Source organism: Neobacillus cucumis, from assembly GCF_016908975.1.
Classification (GTDB): Bacteria; Bacillota; Bacilli; order Bacillales; family Cytobacillaceae; genus Neobacillus; species Neobacillus cucumis.
Genome location: NZ_JAFBEX010000002.1, coordinates 334,201 through 349,933, shown reverse-complemented (window position 1 = coordinate 349,933; position 15,733 = coordinate 334,201). Strand labels below are relative to the sequence as shown.

The window sequence follows — 15,733 nt, the reverse complement described above, 5'->3', positions numbered from 1 at the left end:
ATGAAAATCATAATATTTTTTAAGGGAAAGAAAAAAAGTAAAACCCATGATGATAGTACCATCATGAGTTCTTGATTCAACAATATTATTAATTTAGATGGTATACGTTAACTCTTGAAGGTATAACCATCATGGAGTATGAAATAAAAACGAGGTTCCAATTAGCTTCCACTTTTTCGTTTACTATCAATTGTGATACGGTTCACCGTAATGTGTTAGAGTGAGGTTTTATTAGTAATAAGTGAATCATGATTTCTTATTAAATATGATTTTAGTTTATCTGTAGTTTCTTTACGCTCGAACAATTTACGATCTTCAAATACAAATTCTTCAGCTACTATCATCTCTTTTATATTCTCAATTGCATTTTTAATTAAAGTATACGTAATATCCTCATCCTTGATTTTTGAACCAAAAAGGCCGACAGAATCGTCCCCATGTTTTTGTTTTTCCTTTGCCCAGTTCATTTTCCAATGCTTATTTAAAAATCTTAGAAGTCCGCCACTTTTTCGAAATCTCCGCAATATGAAGAGGTGCCGTTCTGCAGCATCCTCCTATTAAACGTGCACCTGCTTGATACCATTCTTTAGATTGAATATCAAACGAGTTACATTGTTCATGACCATGCCATGTTTTTGTTTCGGGATTATAGGTTTCTCCAGAGTTTGGATAAACAAGGAGCGGTTTATTTGTGTTTGCCCTTAACTCTTGGATAGCACCCGTTACAATGGTTACTGGTGCACAATTAATCCCTATTGCAGCAATTTGATCGTTTGTTTCAAAAACTCGCGCACATTCGGAAAGCTTTGTACCTTCACTAATCTCTTTCTCATTTTTTAAAGAAAAGGAAAGCCAAGCATATGTATCAGGAAATTCACGCAATAATGAATCTAATACTCTTGCTTCTTGCAGTGAAGGAATGGTTTCAAATGCTAACAGATCTGCCCCTGCTTCAATCAACGCTGACATTCTTGACCGGTGAAAGACTGCCAATGTATCATCTGTTACACCATAATTACCTACATATTCTGAACCATCTGCGAGGTAAGCGCCAAATGGTCCAACTGATGCCACCACCAATGGTTTAGGCCTATTCGTTTCGTTATTTTCCTGCCAAAAATCATCTCTTGCTCTTCTTGCAAGCAACACCGTCTTCTTCATTAAATCCAAAGCTTCCTGTTCTTGTATTCCACGTGCGGAAAAACCATCCATAGTAGCTTGATAGCTTGCCGTGATGGCACAGTCTGCACCCGCATGAAAATAGTCCGAATGAACCTGATAAATCAGTTCTGGATTTTCCAGTAACACACGCGCAGACCAAAGGGGGTCATCCAAATTGCATCCATGCGCCTCCAGTTCTGTAGCTAATGCTCCATCAAGAATCATAATGGAATGTTCGGATAAAATGGCTTCAATTGGGTTGATTTTGTTGGACATAATCTACGCCTCTCTTCTTACGATTATTTGTTAGATAGTAACTTCCGTAGCAAAATAAAATAAACGGTATGCCGCAATATAAGGCAATTCGTTGTGTTGGATCAAAGGCAATTCCAATACATGATGCTAAACAAAGAATAAATGAAGCAATTGGTACCAATGGATAGAGTGGTGTTCGATAGACCAAATCCTTTTCAGAATTTCCTTCTTTCAAAAATTGTCTTCGAAATAGAAATTGGGAAGCACTAATAGCCATCCAAACAACAACCACTGCTAAACCGGAAATGGAAACAAGCACGATATACACCGTATTTGGTGCCACAATACTTGAGAACAATGCCAATGCTCCACCCACCATGCTGAAAATAACCGCATTAATCGGAACACCGTTCTTATTCATTTTTCCAAAAATCGGGGATATGTTGTTCTGATTAGCAAGCGACCAAAGCATTCTAGAAGAAGCATATAGACCTGAGTTGGCAGCCGATAAAATTGCCGTCAAGATCACAAAGTTCATAATGTCTGCAGAATAAGGGAGCCCAATTCGTTCTAAGACTGCGACAAATGGGCTCTCTAATACTCCTGCATCGGACATCGGCAGTAACGCAGATAAAACAACAATCGTTCCTACAAAAAAGATGATCAATCTCCATAAGGTAGTGCGAATGGCCTTCGGTATCGTTTTTTCTGGATTTGCTGTTTCACCAGCTGCAATACCGATTAACTCTGTTCCTGAAAAAGCAAAGTTAACTGCAAGCATGGTCATAAGTATGCCAGTAACACCATGAGGAAATAAACCTACGCTTGTAAAATTCGAAAAGAAAGATGCTGGTTTAGAATGCGTTATCGGAAGAAACCCTAGAATTGCCGCTGCTCCTATAAGAATAAATAGCACAATCGCTATAACCTTAATCGACGAAAACCAAAATTCTGCTTCAGCGAAAAACTTCACTGTCAGCACATTTAATACAAAGATTAAAATGGCAAAAAGTGCACTCCATATCCAAACATTGATAGATGGAAACCAACGCTGCATAAGCAATCCTGCTGCAGTAAATTCAGAACCTAAAGCAACTGTCCATGTCAGCCAATACAACCAAGCTACTGTATAGCCCGTCCCAGGACCAATGTATTTAGCCGCATAGCTATGAAATGCACCCGTTTCAGGCATATGGACAGAAAGCTCTCCTAAACAAAGCATGACTAGATACACTACCAGCGCACCAATCAGATAGGAAAGAATCGTTCCAAACGGCCCGGCTTGTTGAATCGTATAACCCGAACTTAAAAATAAGCCTGTTCCAATTACCCCGCCAAGCGAGATCATGACTAAATGACGTGCTTGCATTGTTCTTTGAAATTCTTGCCTGTTCTCCATTACAACTCTCCTTTGTTACTATCCAGAAAAAACAAAAACACACTCTAAAAGAGTGCGCTGCTGACAAATAAAAACGGACGCTCTTATCTATCAGGATATCACCCGCTGGAATTAGCACAGTGTCTTAAACAGACCTGTTGCTGAGGTTTCATCGGGCCAGTCCCTCAACCTCTCTGGATAAGAAATATTTTTATACAAACTTATCAACCATTGTAGAAACTGTCAAGATAATTCTTCCATTTTTTATAAAAATTCAATTTAGTATCCATATTTAATAATGCTTAATAGAAACGTAAAAAGGCAACTTGCAAATGATAAGGTTCACCTCTATTTATGCTCATTTTTAATCCTCAATCCTGCCCTTTAGTGGAATAAAGATTGGCTAATTATTCACTTACAATTAATACAATAAGACCGCCCCTGTTTAAAAGGTCGGTCTCTTACACGTTTATTCGAACATAAATAAAACTGAATGATCAATTTCTTCTGTTGACTTTTCATCATCTGATTCAACTTGAGGTGCTGAAAACTTTATCTCGTTTACCTGTACTGTTTCCAGAATATATAACCCTGGTTCTAGTTTGATAATATAGGACGGATAATTCCAGCTTTAATACCAGAAATCATACTACCCTATTTCTTTCTCGTTTCTCTTTTGTTTTCTAATGCTGTATTCCATTTGGTCATAACATTCCCTGTTAAATATTCAAAATATTGGTCTACATGTGTATCCAAATGTTTTTTATAATCATTAAAAGATTCATAAGAACTTATATATCTAAAATAAGTTTCAAATGGAAGTGCATCATCAAAATATGTATCAACTATAAAACAATAGGTTGAATCATTAGGGAAAAAACGTAGAAAGCTCCTTCTGGCAAATGACAAGGCAGCAGCTGTGTCAAAAGACTTGAAGCTAACATAGGAAGGACTCGCCTTTTAATAATCGATGATCCTGTTCCACGATGTTGTTCTGATATTTAACTTTTCTTATTTGGATGCCTTCCGGCATTTTTTTTCGTTTTTTAACTGTTGAATCGCTATTGGATAAGCAGGATTTTTATCTACTGTTATGACACTAGGTCTGACAACATACGAAAAGGCCAAGGCTTTTTTCAAGAAGCGCCTGGCTGATTTGGCATCTCTCGCTTTACTAAGGAAAAAGTCAATGGTATCCCCATCTGAATCAACTGCACGATACAGGTACATCCATTATCCTTTTAATTTTATTTACGTTTCGTCTACTCTCCATGAGTCATTGGTTTGTTTGAGATGACGTCGGCTCCTCTCATCCAACTCAGGACCATATTGATGTACCCAGCGCATTATGGTTGTGTGAGTAATGGGTAAGCCTCGTTCCTCCATCATTTCCACCAAATCACGAAAACTTAGCCTGTACCGTAGATACCATCTCACCGTTAATAAAATAATATCAGGCTGATAGTGCTTCCATTTAAACAAATTGTCCTTTTCCAAACCAATCATACACCTTTTTAGAGTAATAGTTTTAATATGTCCAAGTCTCCAAACTCTTCGCTGATAAATTCTGGCTCCCATTTTTCTTTTCTCAAAAAATAATAAATTGACTATTTATAATAATCTATATATAATCGAAAGCGGTCATTTACAACCAAAATCAGTCAAAATCTTTCATGATTCATTCATCCTGAAGGAGATTTTGGTTTTTTTTGAAAGCGATAAATTAAATTTAAAGATAGGGGGAGTTAATTGTGAAGGGGTTACATACCTTTTTAATTTTCTTTTTCGGGGCTTTGGGAGGTCTTTTATTTGGCTATGATACCGGCGTTATTTCCGGTGCTATTCTATTTATCCAAAAAGAGATGCATCTTTCCGTTTCATTGGAGGGATGGGTTGTCAGTGCAGTGTTAGTTGGAGCGATTATTGGGGCCGGAATAAGCGGACCGCTTTCTGAAAAATTTGGACGTAAGTGGCTTATTTTTTTCGAGGGGATTATTTTTTGCGTGGGTGCAATAGGTTCGTCTCTTTCTACTTCAGCTGAGATTTTAATTGCCTTTCGTGTTTTTTTGGGACTAGCAGTTGGCGGGGCCTCCGCATTAGTTCCCGTTTATTTGGCGGAAATGGCTCCGGCTGAAATTCGTGGTGCCTTAACGTCGTTAAACCAATTAATGATTGTAATCGGCATCTTAGTGGCTTATTTAGTTGACTTTGCCTTTTCAGCATCTGGTCAGTGGCGCTGGATGTTGGGACTAGGAATCGTACCGGCACTAATTATGATTATTGGCGTTTTATTTTTACCTGAAAGCCCGCGTTGGCTGATCGTGCACAAGCGTGAGGGTGAGGCACGGAAGATATTGGCGAAATTAAAGCCGAAAGAAATGGTAGACGCTGAAATTGCTGAAATTAAGCGTATGAATATAGATCAGCAAGAGGATAAAGGCGATATATTCCAGCCATTTATGCGTCCTTTATTAGTCGTTGCCGTGTTACTTGCTATGTTCCAACAGGTTGTTGGGGTAAATGCGGTCATTTATTATGCACCAACGATTTTGACGCAGGCTGGCTTTGGTACATCTGCTTCGATATTGGGCACAATTGGAATAGGCGTAGCGCAAGTGATTATGGTATTAGTCGGAATGAGTTTGGTGGACAAACTGGGCCGTAAACGCTTGTTGATGATGGGGAACGTTCTAATGTCAGTCAGTATGATTGTAATGGCTATTGTACTAAAAGTTTCGCATGGCGGCATTGCTGTTGGTTGGACGGAACTTATTTGCATGACTTTGTTTATTGCTGCTTTTTGTATGAGTTGGGGACCAGTGATGTGGGTGGTTGTTTCTGAATATTTACCACTTAAATATCGTGGTGCCGGTTTAGGAATTGCCAGTGTTGGTAACTGGGTTGCCAATTTAATAGTTTCGCAATCATTCCCTATTTTGCTTCAGGCGATTGGCGGTGCAAACGTCTTTTTGATTTATGCAGTGATGGGGGTTTTGGCCATTTTGTTTGTTAAATTTTTCGTTGTTGAAACAAAGGGCCGCACGCTGGAACAGATTGAAGCGGACTTCCGAAAAGGTTCTAATCGAAAGATAAAAACCAAAACGTCTTTAAGTGAATCCACAAAAATGTAAATTTTGGAGGAAAAAAATATGTATTATGGTGCCATAGAAGCTGGAGGTACGAAATTCGTATGTGCCATCAGCAATGATCAATTAGAAGTGATTGAGAGAATCAGTATTCCAACGACAACTCCACATGAAACTCTAAACCAAGTGTTTACGTTTTTTGACCAATTTTCATTAAAATCGATTGGAATTGGAACATTCGGGCCGATCGATGTGAATAAAAATTCAGAAACATACGGGTTTGTCACTTCAACCCCAAAACCCGGTTGGAGTCATTTTAATTTTCTAGGAGCAGTGAAAGAGCGCTTCAATGTTCCAATCGCATGGACGACTGACGTCAACGCCGCTGCATATGGGGAGTATCAAAAAGGCAATGCAAAAGATAATAAAAGCTGCCTTTATCTGACGGTCGGCACAGGAATCGGCGGCGGTGCGATCATAAATGGCGAGATCTTAGAAGGATTTGGACACCCGGAAATGGGGCATATTCTTGTACGACCACATGAAAATGATTCTTATCGAGGAAAATGCCCATACCATCATAATTGCCTGGAAGGTCTGGCATCCGGTCCTGCGATTGAAGGCAGGTATGGCAAAAAAGGATTTGAACTTGAAACTGAAGACGAAGTGTGGGAACTCGAAGCCTATTATTTAGCCCAGGCATTGGTGGACTATACCGTCATCTTACGGCCTGAAAAAATCATCTTAGGCGGCGGTGTGATGAAACAAAAACAACTTTTCCCACTTATTCGAAATGAATTTGCAAAAATCATGAATTCATATCTGCCAACTCCAGATTTGAACCAATACATCGTTAGTCCAGGATTAGGCGACAACGCCGGAATCATAGGATGTCTCCTATTAGGCTCCGCACAAAAGTAGGGACAAGAATACAAGAATGATCTGAACCCAAAAAGTTAGACACGGGATTTAGGCGGCTACTTGGGCATGAGTTCGGTACTGCACTGGACTCATGCCTTTTAATTTTGCCTTAATTCATTTATTTGAGACCTAACCAACATTATAGCTTTTCTTGACCAAATGGAAGATGACGTCCTGCCTGTTAATGCAGAAAAGTAAAAAGCAAATGTGATGGTGGTGGAGTTATCAATCCACTACCTTCCATTAAAATCCCTTCCAAACACTCTAATAATAAAAAAACGGCTGATCTGCCTCGTAACGGTCAGCCGTTACTAAAAGAAAAAGATATCACCCATAATTTGAATCTGTTTATTTTCTATTTCTTTTATTTTTATCTGCTATGTCTTCTGTGCCATTCACAATTACCTTTTCAATTAACGTTTTCCGATACCTAGTTTCATGCTTTATGCTATGAATGTTCTGATGGGCTACGTTGGGAATTTCTTTTTTATTCTTTGCTGAGAAATGTCCTCTATATAATAAACTGTTCCTTCAGTATATAACTGCACCTCAAGATTAACCCCATAACTCTTTACCTCTTTTTTATTATTATGGAATTTACGTTCCTTTCTAGAGCATAAAAAAGGCCGGAGTATTCTCCTAGCCATTTCTATATAAATAGTTATTCAGTGCTGATTTAAAAAATCGAATAATTTAAACTACATTACCCTAAATCCTATGATTACTGATATATCCCCAAAGGCAAATGATATGACGTTTTTTCCTTACTATTTTTTACCTTGGACAACTTTCTTATCCTCCCTAAAAATTTTTTCGAGCTGTAAGCCAATTATAAGAGAACAATAAACTAATAAAATACTATATTACCCAGATACTTCCGTAATGAATATCATGGTTAACAAGCCAATAACAAAGGAAAAGGTTGCAGATCTTTCATTACCATCACCGTGACTTTCTGGAATCAGTTCCTTGTATACTACAAACAACATGGAACCTGCAGCAAATGCTAACCCATAGGGAATAATATCTAATTGATTATTTAATTGCAGACCAATAAATGACGAAACTAATTCAATTCCTGCAGTAAAAACAGTATATAAGAGTGCTTGTACCTTTGGGATTTGATTCGTAATTAAAAATAGGCAAACTAGAAATCCTTCAGGTATATTTTGAATACCAATGGAAAAAGAAACGAGTGAGCCTAAGTCCTCAAGATGACTAGCATAGCTAATTCCTACTGACATTCCTTCAGGTATATTATGTATCGCCATTGCAGCGATTAGAAGAAAAGGATTGGTTTTTTGGTTCGCGTGCACCGAGTGATCGATCTCTAAATGTGGTAAACTAATCTCTAATAATGTAAGTGTCGTAGTTCCTAATAATATACCAATCACCAAAACAATCATATTAGACAACTTTAACGTTGAAGGGATTAAACCATAGGTAGAAGCAGCTACCATTATTCCAGCACTATAAGCTAACAAATTATCCTTAATACGATGTGTTACATTGCTTAATAATAAAGCGGGCACCGCACCCAAGGTTGTCCCTAAAGCACTAATTAGGATTCCTAAATTAACTACCACAAGTATCCACCTTTAATCAATTTTTATAGCATTATATGTAAGAGAAGTGTATTGCAGAATAAGGACCAAAGGGAAAATCCTTTATTTTTTTAAAAAGGATTTCCGACATGTTCTATCTTTCAACTAAAACTAGAAAGTGAGAAAAATGCACTTTCTGTAGCAATTGCATACGACCATAAGGTAGATATTGTGGCGTCGATAGCAGCTGCAGGAGGGGTAATCCTATCGATTATTGGGGATAAACTTAATATTCATGTTCTCCTTTATGGTGATAATATAGCTAGTATAATCGTTGCTATTTTAATTTTTAAAATCGCGTTTGAAATGCTTAAAGATTCCTTTGTTTTACTTGAAAGAAATATAGATTCAGAAATAATGAAGGACTACCGTAGGATTATTTCGTCATTTCCAGATGTTAAACGAATCGATAGGATTAGAGCAAGGGAGCATGACCACTATGTATTAGTAACCCTTCAAATTTCGATAGATCACGAGAAAACCATTAAGGAAGGACATAATCTTACCAGAGAAATCAAACATGAACTAATGAAAAAGCATGATAATATTGAAGAGGTTCTCATTCACTTAAATCCATACTATCAAAATTAGTTTTAAAATCTCTTCTTACCTTTATACAATCATTAGATGTTTATAGGAGAAATGTTGATTGTTGCTGTGTTTACATTGGGATGAAAGTTAATTGTATCTTTATCAAGTAAATCACTGTCTAAGACAACCTGTACATGGTTAGCCGTATCATTTATCAACCCGAAAGCGCCGACTGCCCCAGGATAAACTTTTAAATATTTATTCAATCTTTCCGGTGAACCAAAACTCAACGGGGTGCTAGCAATAAGCCTAGATAAACGTTTCAAATCTACATCTTTATCTTCTGATATAATCACTAAAAAATGTTTATCCCCTTTATTACTTCTTAAAAATAAATTTTTAGTATGTCCTCCGGGAATAGCGATATCCAAATTTCGAATTTCCTCAACTGTGAAAACAGCTACATGTTCATTCCTTTCAAAGGAAATGGTTAGCTTTTCCAAAACATCATATACACTTTTTTCCTGTTCTAGCAGTATCAGTGGTGCTTTCCTCCTATTTGACTAATTGTATATCAACAGCTTTTCTTTTCTTAGCCTTAGACCTTGCATCTGCGACAAGAATTGCTGAATACAAAACCAATGCGATCCCTAACACCTGCCACCCCCGCAGATGTTCCCCAAGAAAAAGTACTCCAGTTAATACTGCAATGATGGGTTCTACCGTTGCTAAAATGGAAGCCTTACTAGCTTCTAAATGTTTTAGTCCTGAAGTGTACAAAACAAAAGCTGCAACCGTTGATACTAGCGCTAACAATACCGCTGACATCAAAACATCTACATGTTGAAATTGATCAGTCTTTCTTACTATGTCACTTGTCAGTAGCATGAAAATACTCATATAAAGAAATGTGTACGTTGTAATTGTCAATCCAGAATACCGTTTGGTTAAGGGTTTACTGAAAATACTGTACAATGCATAACAAAATCCAGATAGAATCCCCATTAACAATGTTTTCATAGGTATACCTTCTTGACCGAATGGCAGTAGACCTACAACAAATGCACAACCTGTAATAGCAAGAGCAAGGGCCCAGCCTTTACGAATGGTCAAGGGCTCTTTAAAAAAGAGCCTAGATAGGATGGTTACAAACAAAGGCCCTGTATATAAAAGGGTTACTGCTAGAGATAAACTCGATTGAGAAAAAACTTCAAAATAAAAAAAATTAAAAAAAGCGATGCTAAAAATTCCCGCACCAGCAAAAAAAATATGATCCTTTAATCTAGTTCGTAACTGACCACGATAAAATGCTGCCATAAGCAGAATTAAGATAACAAAGGTAAAAATACCCCGAATGGCAACTACGTCCCAAGCTGTGAAGCCGTGAGCATACAATGGAGTAATAAATAAACCAATAAGTCCCCAACATACCGCACCAACAATTGTAGTCAAATAAACTCTCAGACTTGACTGTTTTTCCATATCATTCACTTCCTATTCAGTTCTACGCTATTTTCAGCCATTTCATTCGCTTTTCTTGTTTGGAAGGTTAATAGTACCCATCTTTCTTCCTCTTCTTGATATAGAATAACCGTTCCATGGTCAAAGATTTTTGCTTCCTTAGAACCTTTATAGCTTCGATGAAATCACTATAGCATATAAATCTAATATTTTGACTTGATGACCCAGAGATGTTAGTTCCGTAACAGCGAGGTCCTTTAAAGCACCATTAAATGACTTTGGCTCTGGGTGTAAGGAGATAATAAATATATTCATATTTGTATCTCCTTAAGTAATAATTGTTTATTAGATGTAGATTTTGCAATAACAACCCCAACTAAAATGAGCAAAGCACCAACATACCTTGTAGTCCCATATTTTCATGCAGGAAGATAATTGCAAATATGGCTAAAAAAATATGCTCAAGCGAAAAAAGAAACCCAGTGTTTTCGGGTGTCGTGTACTTTTAAGCAATTGGCTGCATGACAAAAGCATAAGCAGAGTGCTAATCTAAGTATTGTAAACCACTGAATCGACGAATGAGGTAAAACAAGTGTTTCAAACAGAAAAGTTCCAATGGTTGCATAAACGCAGGCAAATGCGAGTTGATAAATCCCTAGCTGTAAGGCATCAACCTCTCAGGAAAAGTGGTTTGTCACTATTATGTGTACCGAATATAAGAAGGCGGTACCAAACAATATAACGATCCAACTCAAAGGTAAAATCATCCCGAATAATAGTTATTTTATTTTCCCCAAAAAACTTTAAAGGAAAGTAGACGTCCACACCCTTATACATAACCTGCACTTTATAAGATTGTAGATTTAACTAAATAATCATCATTAAAATAAATCACTTGGGTAAGAAATTTACAGCCTTGCGTTCTTTCAAAAGCGGCTTTTGCTTCTTTTTCAGTTTCAAACTCAAACATCGCAATATTGTTCTTGGAATGGACAGTCATAATCCACATGAAAAAAGTTCCTCCCATTTAAAAGAATATTTTTTCCTTTTTTCCATAAATTTTAGATAATTTTGGAGTTTATCCTACTTTAACAGGTAGTAAAACCCCCACATCAAACCAAAATACTAGATAAAGAAGCACGAAGGAGACCCCTTACTCTAAGCCTTAAACCTAAGAATGCAGACTTGGCCACAACTGAAACTAATGATCCACCAGTAGGGAAGAAGCTCCCTACTTTGGCGAATATTTTACATTATACCCAGCCACGGAACCGTGAAGCTTCAGCTGGTTTTCTAATTCCAACCATATAGGCCGCTAAACGCATATCAACTTGATGGGTCTGTGATGTTTCATAAATCGTTTTAAAAGAATCGATCATGATTTTTCGCAGTTTTTTAGCCACCTCTTCTTCTGACCAATAATAGCCCTGATTATTTTGAACCCATTCAAAATAAGAAACGCTGACACCACCTGCACTAGCCAATATATCCGGTACAAGGAGGACTCCTCGTTCATCCAAAATTTTTGTTGCTTCAAGTGTTGTTGGCCCATTTGCTGCCTCTACTACAATCCGAAAGCTTCCTGCATTCCCAAAGCCTTGGATTACGATTCGTGCACCTTGTAAATCAATGCCCCTCTTCTTTGCAGCTTCTTCAATGCCAAATTACCACGCCGCGTGCTGTTGCCGTTTCACGGCCTTGTGATCCCCCTAACACAATTGGTTTCCCTGTAATAAATCCGGGAGAATCAAACTCTCGAAGGCAGCTGTATTCATCCATCATCCACGCCATAATTTGAGAGTTCGTGTACACATCTGGTGCCGGAATATCTTTTGTGGGGCCCACAATTTGGCTAATAGCACGTACATATCCACGACTTAATCTCTCAAGTTCTCCAAAGGACATGTTCCTTGGATCACAAATAATACCGCCTTTCCCCCCACCGTAAGGAAGATTAGTGATTCCGCATTTTAAACTCATCCAAATGGATAGTGCTTTTACCTCTTCCTCAGTTACTTCAGGATGGAAGCGTACGCCTCCTTTTGTGGGACCTACTGCATCGTTATGTTGAGAACGATAACCGGTAAAAATTTGATAGGAACCATCATCCATTCGGACTGGAATGCGCACGGTAAGGATTCTTAGCGGTTCTTTCAGCAGCTCATACATGTCACTACTATATCCTAATTTTTGAATCGCCTCTTTTATAATCGACTGAGTGGAGCTTAATAAACTTAACGTTTCACTTTTCTCAAAGTCCTGTTTTTGAACTTGATCACTGGTAATAAGGGATGTCACTTTCATTTTCTACTCCTCTTATATAAGTCGTTTAATGAGAAATATTGGAGATGGCGTTCAGCTACATATTTCTTCTTATTATCTATAACTATATTTTGCGATTTTCTTGGATGATGTACTTTTAAAAAACGAGGCTAACTTTCTGTTAAAAAAATCAGGATTTAGAAAGCGGTTTCACTGAATGGATTATTTAGAGTAAATTACTTTGAAAAGAGTCCTTTTAAAGCAAAAGTTACATTTTGTGGTCTTTCTGCCAACCGGCGCATAAAATACCCAAACCAATCATTACCAAAGGGAATGTAAACACGCATTTTGTATCCTTCTTGAACTAAACTTAATTGCATGTCTGTTCTAAATCCATATAACATTTGAAATTCAAATTGGTCACGAGGAATATGATTTTTTTGGGCGAATTCTTTTACTTGCGCAATAATATGGTGATCATGGGATGCAATCGCCGTATAGCTTCCGCTTAGCAAATGCTCTTCAATGATTTTTATATAATTTTCATCGACCTTCTCTTTCTCTTGAAAGGCAACTTCAGGAGATTCTTTATATGCTCCTTTTACTAAACGAAGAGAAATTCCTTTTAAGTCTTTTACGTCATGGTGGGACCGAAATAAATAGGCCTGAATAACGGTTCCTACATTATCATATGTTTGACGTAATTCTCTCAGGATATCTAGCGTAATTTGACAATGAGCATGATCTTCCATATCGATTCGGACAAAATTGTTATATTTTTTTGCTGTCTCAAGAATTCGACGCATGTTTCTCACGCAAAAATCCCGGTCTATATCTAGCCCCAGCTGGGTCATTTTAACAGATAAATTACTATTTCCTCTGGCTTTTGCGATCGCTTCTAATGTCCTTATATTGTATTCTGTTGCTTCAATCGCTTCTTCTCTACTGGAAACGAATTCACCTAAATGATCCAGTGTACAAACTAAACCCTTTTTATTTAATTCTTGAACCTTTTTAATAGCACTCTCGATTGTATCTCCTGCAACAACTTGAGAAGCTCCAAATCGAAGGCCCCATTTTTTCGCCGCTTTATTTAATCCTTTACTTTGGGAAGCGTAAAGAAAAACATTTTTTGAAACTTCCGCTAGCATAGATGATTCCCCCTAAGATTTCTTTTGTTTATAATGGGGCAACTTAACAAGCTGCCCCCATCTTTTTTATATTGATTCGCTAATAGTTTTTGCTTGCATGTGAAGGATTAGGTAGTCGGGACCTCCTGCTTTCGAATCCGTTCCCGACATATTAAACCCGCCAAATGGCTGGTACCCAACAATCGCTCCCGTACAGCCGCGGTTGAAATAAAGATTTCCTACATGGAATTCTTCTTTTGCCCGCTCAATATGCTCTTGATTGTTGGTAATTAAGGCACCTGTTAAGCCATAATCCGTATTGTTAGCAATTTCCATCATATGATCAAAATCGCGGGCTTTACAAAAAGCAAGAACCGGTCCAAAGATTTCTTCCTGCATGATACGTGCTTTTTCGTCCACATCAGCTATAATGGTTGGTTGAATAAAGTACCCTTTGGAGTCGTTCCCTTCTCCGCCAGTCATCAGTTTGCCTTCTTGTTTACCAATTTCGATATATTTCATAATTTTATTGTAAGACGCCTCGCTGATGACTGGTCCCATATAGGTATTTACATCTTCAGGGCTTCCAACGGTTAATGTTTTTGTTAATGCGACTGTTTTTTCAAGTACTTCATCATAAACATCTTGATGTACCACCGCACGGGAACCTGCTGAACACTTTTGTCCAGAAAATCCAAAAGCGGAGTAAACAATCGAAGAGGCCGCTAAATCCAAATCAGCGTCTTTATCAACTACTACTGTATCTTTCCCCCCCATTTCTGCAATCACACGCTTTAACCAAATTTGACCTGGATGTACTTTTGCCGCCCGTTCATAAATGCGGCAGCCGACTTCACGAGAACCTGTAAAGGAAATGAAACGAGTTTTCGGGTGATCAACCAGGTAATCACCAATTTCGGCACCTTCTCCTGGAACAAAATTCAGTACTCCCTGAGGAAGTCCTGCTTCTTCCATGATTTCTACAAATTTTGCTGCCACTACCGGTGTGTTGTCGGAAGGTTTAAGAAGAACAGTGTTTCCAGCAACGATCGCTGCTGTTACTGTTCCTGCCATGATTGCTAACGGGAAGTTAAACGGTGAAATGATAATACCAACACCTAGTGGTATGTAACCAAACTTGTTGATTTCCCCATCCCTACTATTTACCGACACTCCATCTTTTAATTTGATCATCTGACGGGCATAGAACTCGAGAAAATCAATTGCTTCTGCTGTATCTGCATCCGCTTCTTTCCAAGGCTTTCCGGCTTCTTTAACTAGGTATCCAGAGAATTCATGTTTGCGGCGGCGAAGAATATCTGCTGCGCGAAAAAGAATGGTTGCCCGTTCTTCTGGATCACGCTTTTTCCACGTTTCGAACGTAGAAAGTGCAACTTGCATAGCTTTTTCAGCTAATTCTTTATTTGCTTTGGAAACCTTGCCAATGACTTCTGCCTTATTACTTGGGTTGATCGAGATCGTCTGTTCATTTGTTTTAATCCGTTCTGCTCCAATGATGAGCGGATACTCCTGACCTAATTGGGATTGGACCAATAACAAGGATTCTTCAAAAGCCTTTTTGTTTTCTTCATTTGAAAAATCAGTAAATGGTTCATGTTTATAAGGCTTAACCGTATTCATGTATTCTGTGATCATATGATTCTCTCCCTTTTAAATGTAATAGTGAATGAATAGAAACCTAGTTCTCTAAACTCTAGAATTGAAAAAGTGATAGTCTTGAGTATCCCCTTCTTTATTTGAAAATTTTTAATATTTAATATAAATGTATTATAAATGATATTTTACACTTTTGTACATAGTTTTTTGAAAAAATGTTCAAAAATGTTTTATACTTAAACACAAGTGTTCATTATTAATTAAAAATACACTTTCGTTTATATTAATAACCTCTCCCAAAATTGGTTGTACCCAAAAACCTGGTAC

13 protein-coding genes, 2 pseudogenes and 1 riboswitch are annotated in these 15,733 nt (G+C 37.7%); of the genes and pseudogenes, 3 read left to right on the top strand and 12 right to left on the bottom strand.

Annotated features, from left to right (window positions below):
• Positions 1-215: 215 nt before the first annotated feature.
• From JOC76_RS03825 to JOC76_RS03810, 4 genes and pseudogenes are all read right to left on the bottom strand, one after another.
• A complete protein-coding gene (locus JOC76_RS03825; RefSeq protein ID WP_205176209.1) occupies positions 216-467 on the bottom strand; it encodes a hypothetical protein in 252 nt (83 codons plus the stop codon).
• 10 nt (positions 468-477) lie between these two features.
• On the bottom strand, positions 478-1,437 hold the full coding sequence (mmuM, locus tag JOC76_RS03820) for a homocysteine S-methyltransferase (protein ID WP_205176207.1): 960 nt from the start codon (positions 1,435-1,437) through the stop codon (positions 478-480).
• Positions 1,412-2,815: an S-methylmethionine permease gene (mmuP, locus tag JOC76_RS03815; protein WP_205176205.1), complete on the bottom strand. Its 1,404-nt coding sequence runs from the start codon at positions 2,813-2,815 to the stop codon at positions 1,412-1,414. The genes mmuM and mmuP overlap by 26 nt, the downstream gene beginning before the upstream one ends.
• 80 nt (positions 2,816-2,895) lie before the next feature.
• A riboswitch (SAM riboswitch) is annotated at positions 2,896-2,999 on the bottom strand.
• Positions 3,000-3,700: 701 nt separating this feature from the next.
• Positions 3,701-4,291 (bottom strand): annotated as a pseudogene (locus JOC76_RS03810) (IS6 family transposase); the annotation flags it as partial.
• A 254-nt stretch (positions 4,292-4,545) separates the two neighbouring features.
• Here JOC76_RS03810 and JOC76_RS03805 point away from each other — a divergent pair.
• Together JOC76_RS03805 and JOC76_RS03800 are read left to right on the top strand one after the other, a co-directional pair.
• Positions 4,546-5,925, top strand: coding sequence for a sugar porter family MFS transporter (locus JOC76_RS03805; RefSeq protein WP_372441898.1), 1,380 nt, complete (start codon positions 4,546-4,548; stop codon positions 5,923-5,925).
• An 18-nt stretch (positions 5,926-5,943) separates the two neighbouring features.
• Entirely contained in the window at positions 5,944-6,801 is an 858-nt protein-coding gene (locus JOC76_RS03800; protein WP_205176202.1) for an ROK family protein, read from the top strand.
• Between the two features lie 863 nt (positions 6,802-7,664).
• Here the strand turns inward: JOC76_RS03800 and JOC76_RS03795 are convergent.
• Positions 7,665-8,387: a ZIP family metal transporter gene (locus JOC76_RS03795; protein WP_372441897.1), complete on the bottom strand. Its 723-nt coding sequence runs from the start codon at positions 8,385-8,387 to the stop codon at positions 7,665-7,667.
• Between the two features lie 114 nt (positions 8,388-8,501).
• Here JOC76_RS03795 and JOC76_RS03790 point away from each other — a divergent pair, with 114 nt between their 5' ends.
• Entirely contained in the window at positions 8,502-8,996 is a 495-nt protein-coding gene (locus JOC76_RS03790) for a cation diffusion facilitator family transporter (RefSeq protein ID WP_205176337.1), read from the top strand.
• A gap of 32 nt (positions 8,997-9,028) precedes the next feature.
• On the opposite strand, the gene JOC76_RS03785 is transcribed toward JOC76_RS03790, so the two are convergent.
• The 7 genes and pseudogenes from JOC76_RS03785 to pruA form a co-directional block, all read right to left on the bottom strand.
• Positions 9,029-9,439 (bottom strand): prolyl-tRNA synthetase associated domain-containing protein, encoded by a 411-nt coding sequence (locus JOC76_RS03785; protein ID WP_205176200.1) that lies wholly within the window; start codon positions 9,437-9,439, stop codon positions 9,029-9,031.
• 52 nt (positions 9,440-9,491) lie between these two features.
• Positions 9,492-10,418 carry a DMT family transporter gene (locus tag JOC76_RS03780; RefSeq protein WP_205176198.1) on the bottom strand — a complete coding sequence of 309 codons (927 nt, stop codon included), beginning with the start codon at positions 10,416-10,418 and terminating at the stop codon, positions 9,492-9,494.
• 147 nt (positions 10,419-10,565) lie between these two features.
• Complete coding sequence (locus JOC76_RS03775) at positions 10,566-10,712, bottom strand: NAD(P)H-dependent oxidoreductase (RefSeq protein WP_239557517.1); 147 nt, start codon at positions 10,710-10,712, stop codon at positions 10,566-10,568.
• Positions 10,713-11,244: 532 nt separating this feature from the next.
• On the bottom strand, positions 11,245-11,406 hold the full coding sequence (locus JOC76_RS03770) for an RNA-binding protein (protein ID WP_205176196.1): 162 nt from the start codon (positions 11,404-11,406) through the stop codon (positions 11,245-11,247).
• Positions 11,407-11,650: 244 nt separating this feature from the next.
• A pseudogene (locus JOC76_RS03765) lies at positions 11,651-12,683 on the bottom strand (Glu/Leu/Phe/Val family dehydrogenase).
• 212 nt (positions 12,684-12,895) lie between these two features.
• On the bottom strand, positions 12,896-13,810 hold the full coding sequence (locus JOC76_RS03760; RefSeq protein WP_205176194.1) for a proline dehydrogenase family protein: 915 nt from the start codon (positions 13,808-13,810) through the stop codon (positions 12,896-12,898).
• Positions 13,811-13,876: 66 nt separating this feature from the next.
• A complete protein-coding gene (gene pruA, locus JOC76_RS03755) occupies positions 13,877-15,430 on the bottom strand; it encodes an L-glutamate gamma-semialdehyde dehydrogenase (protein ID WP_239557539.1) in 1,554 nt (517 codons plus the stop codon).
• Between the last annotated feature and the right edge of the window lie 303 nt (positions 15,431-15,733).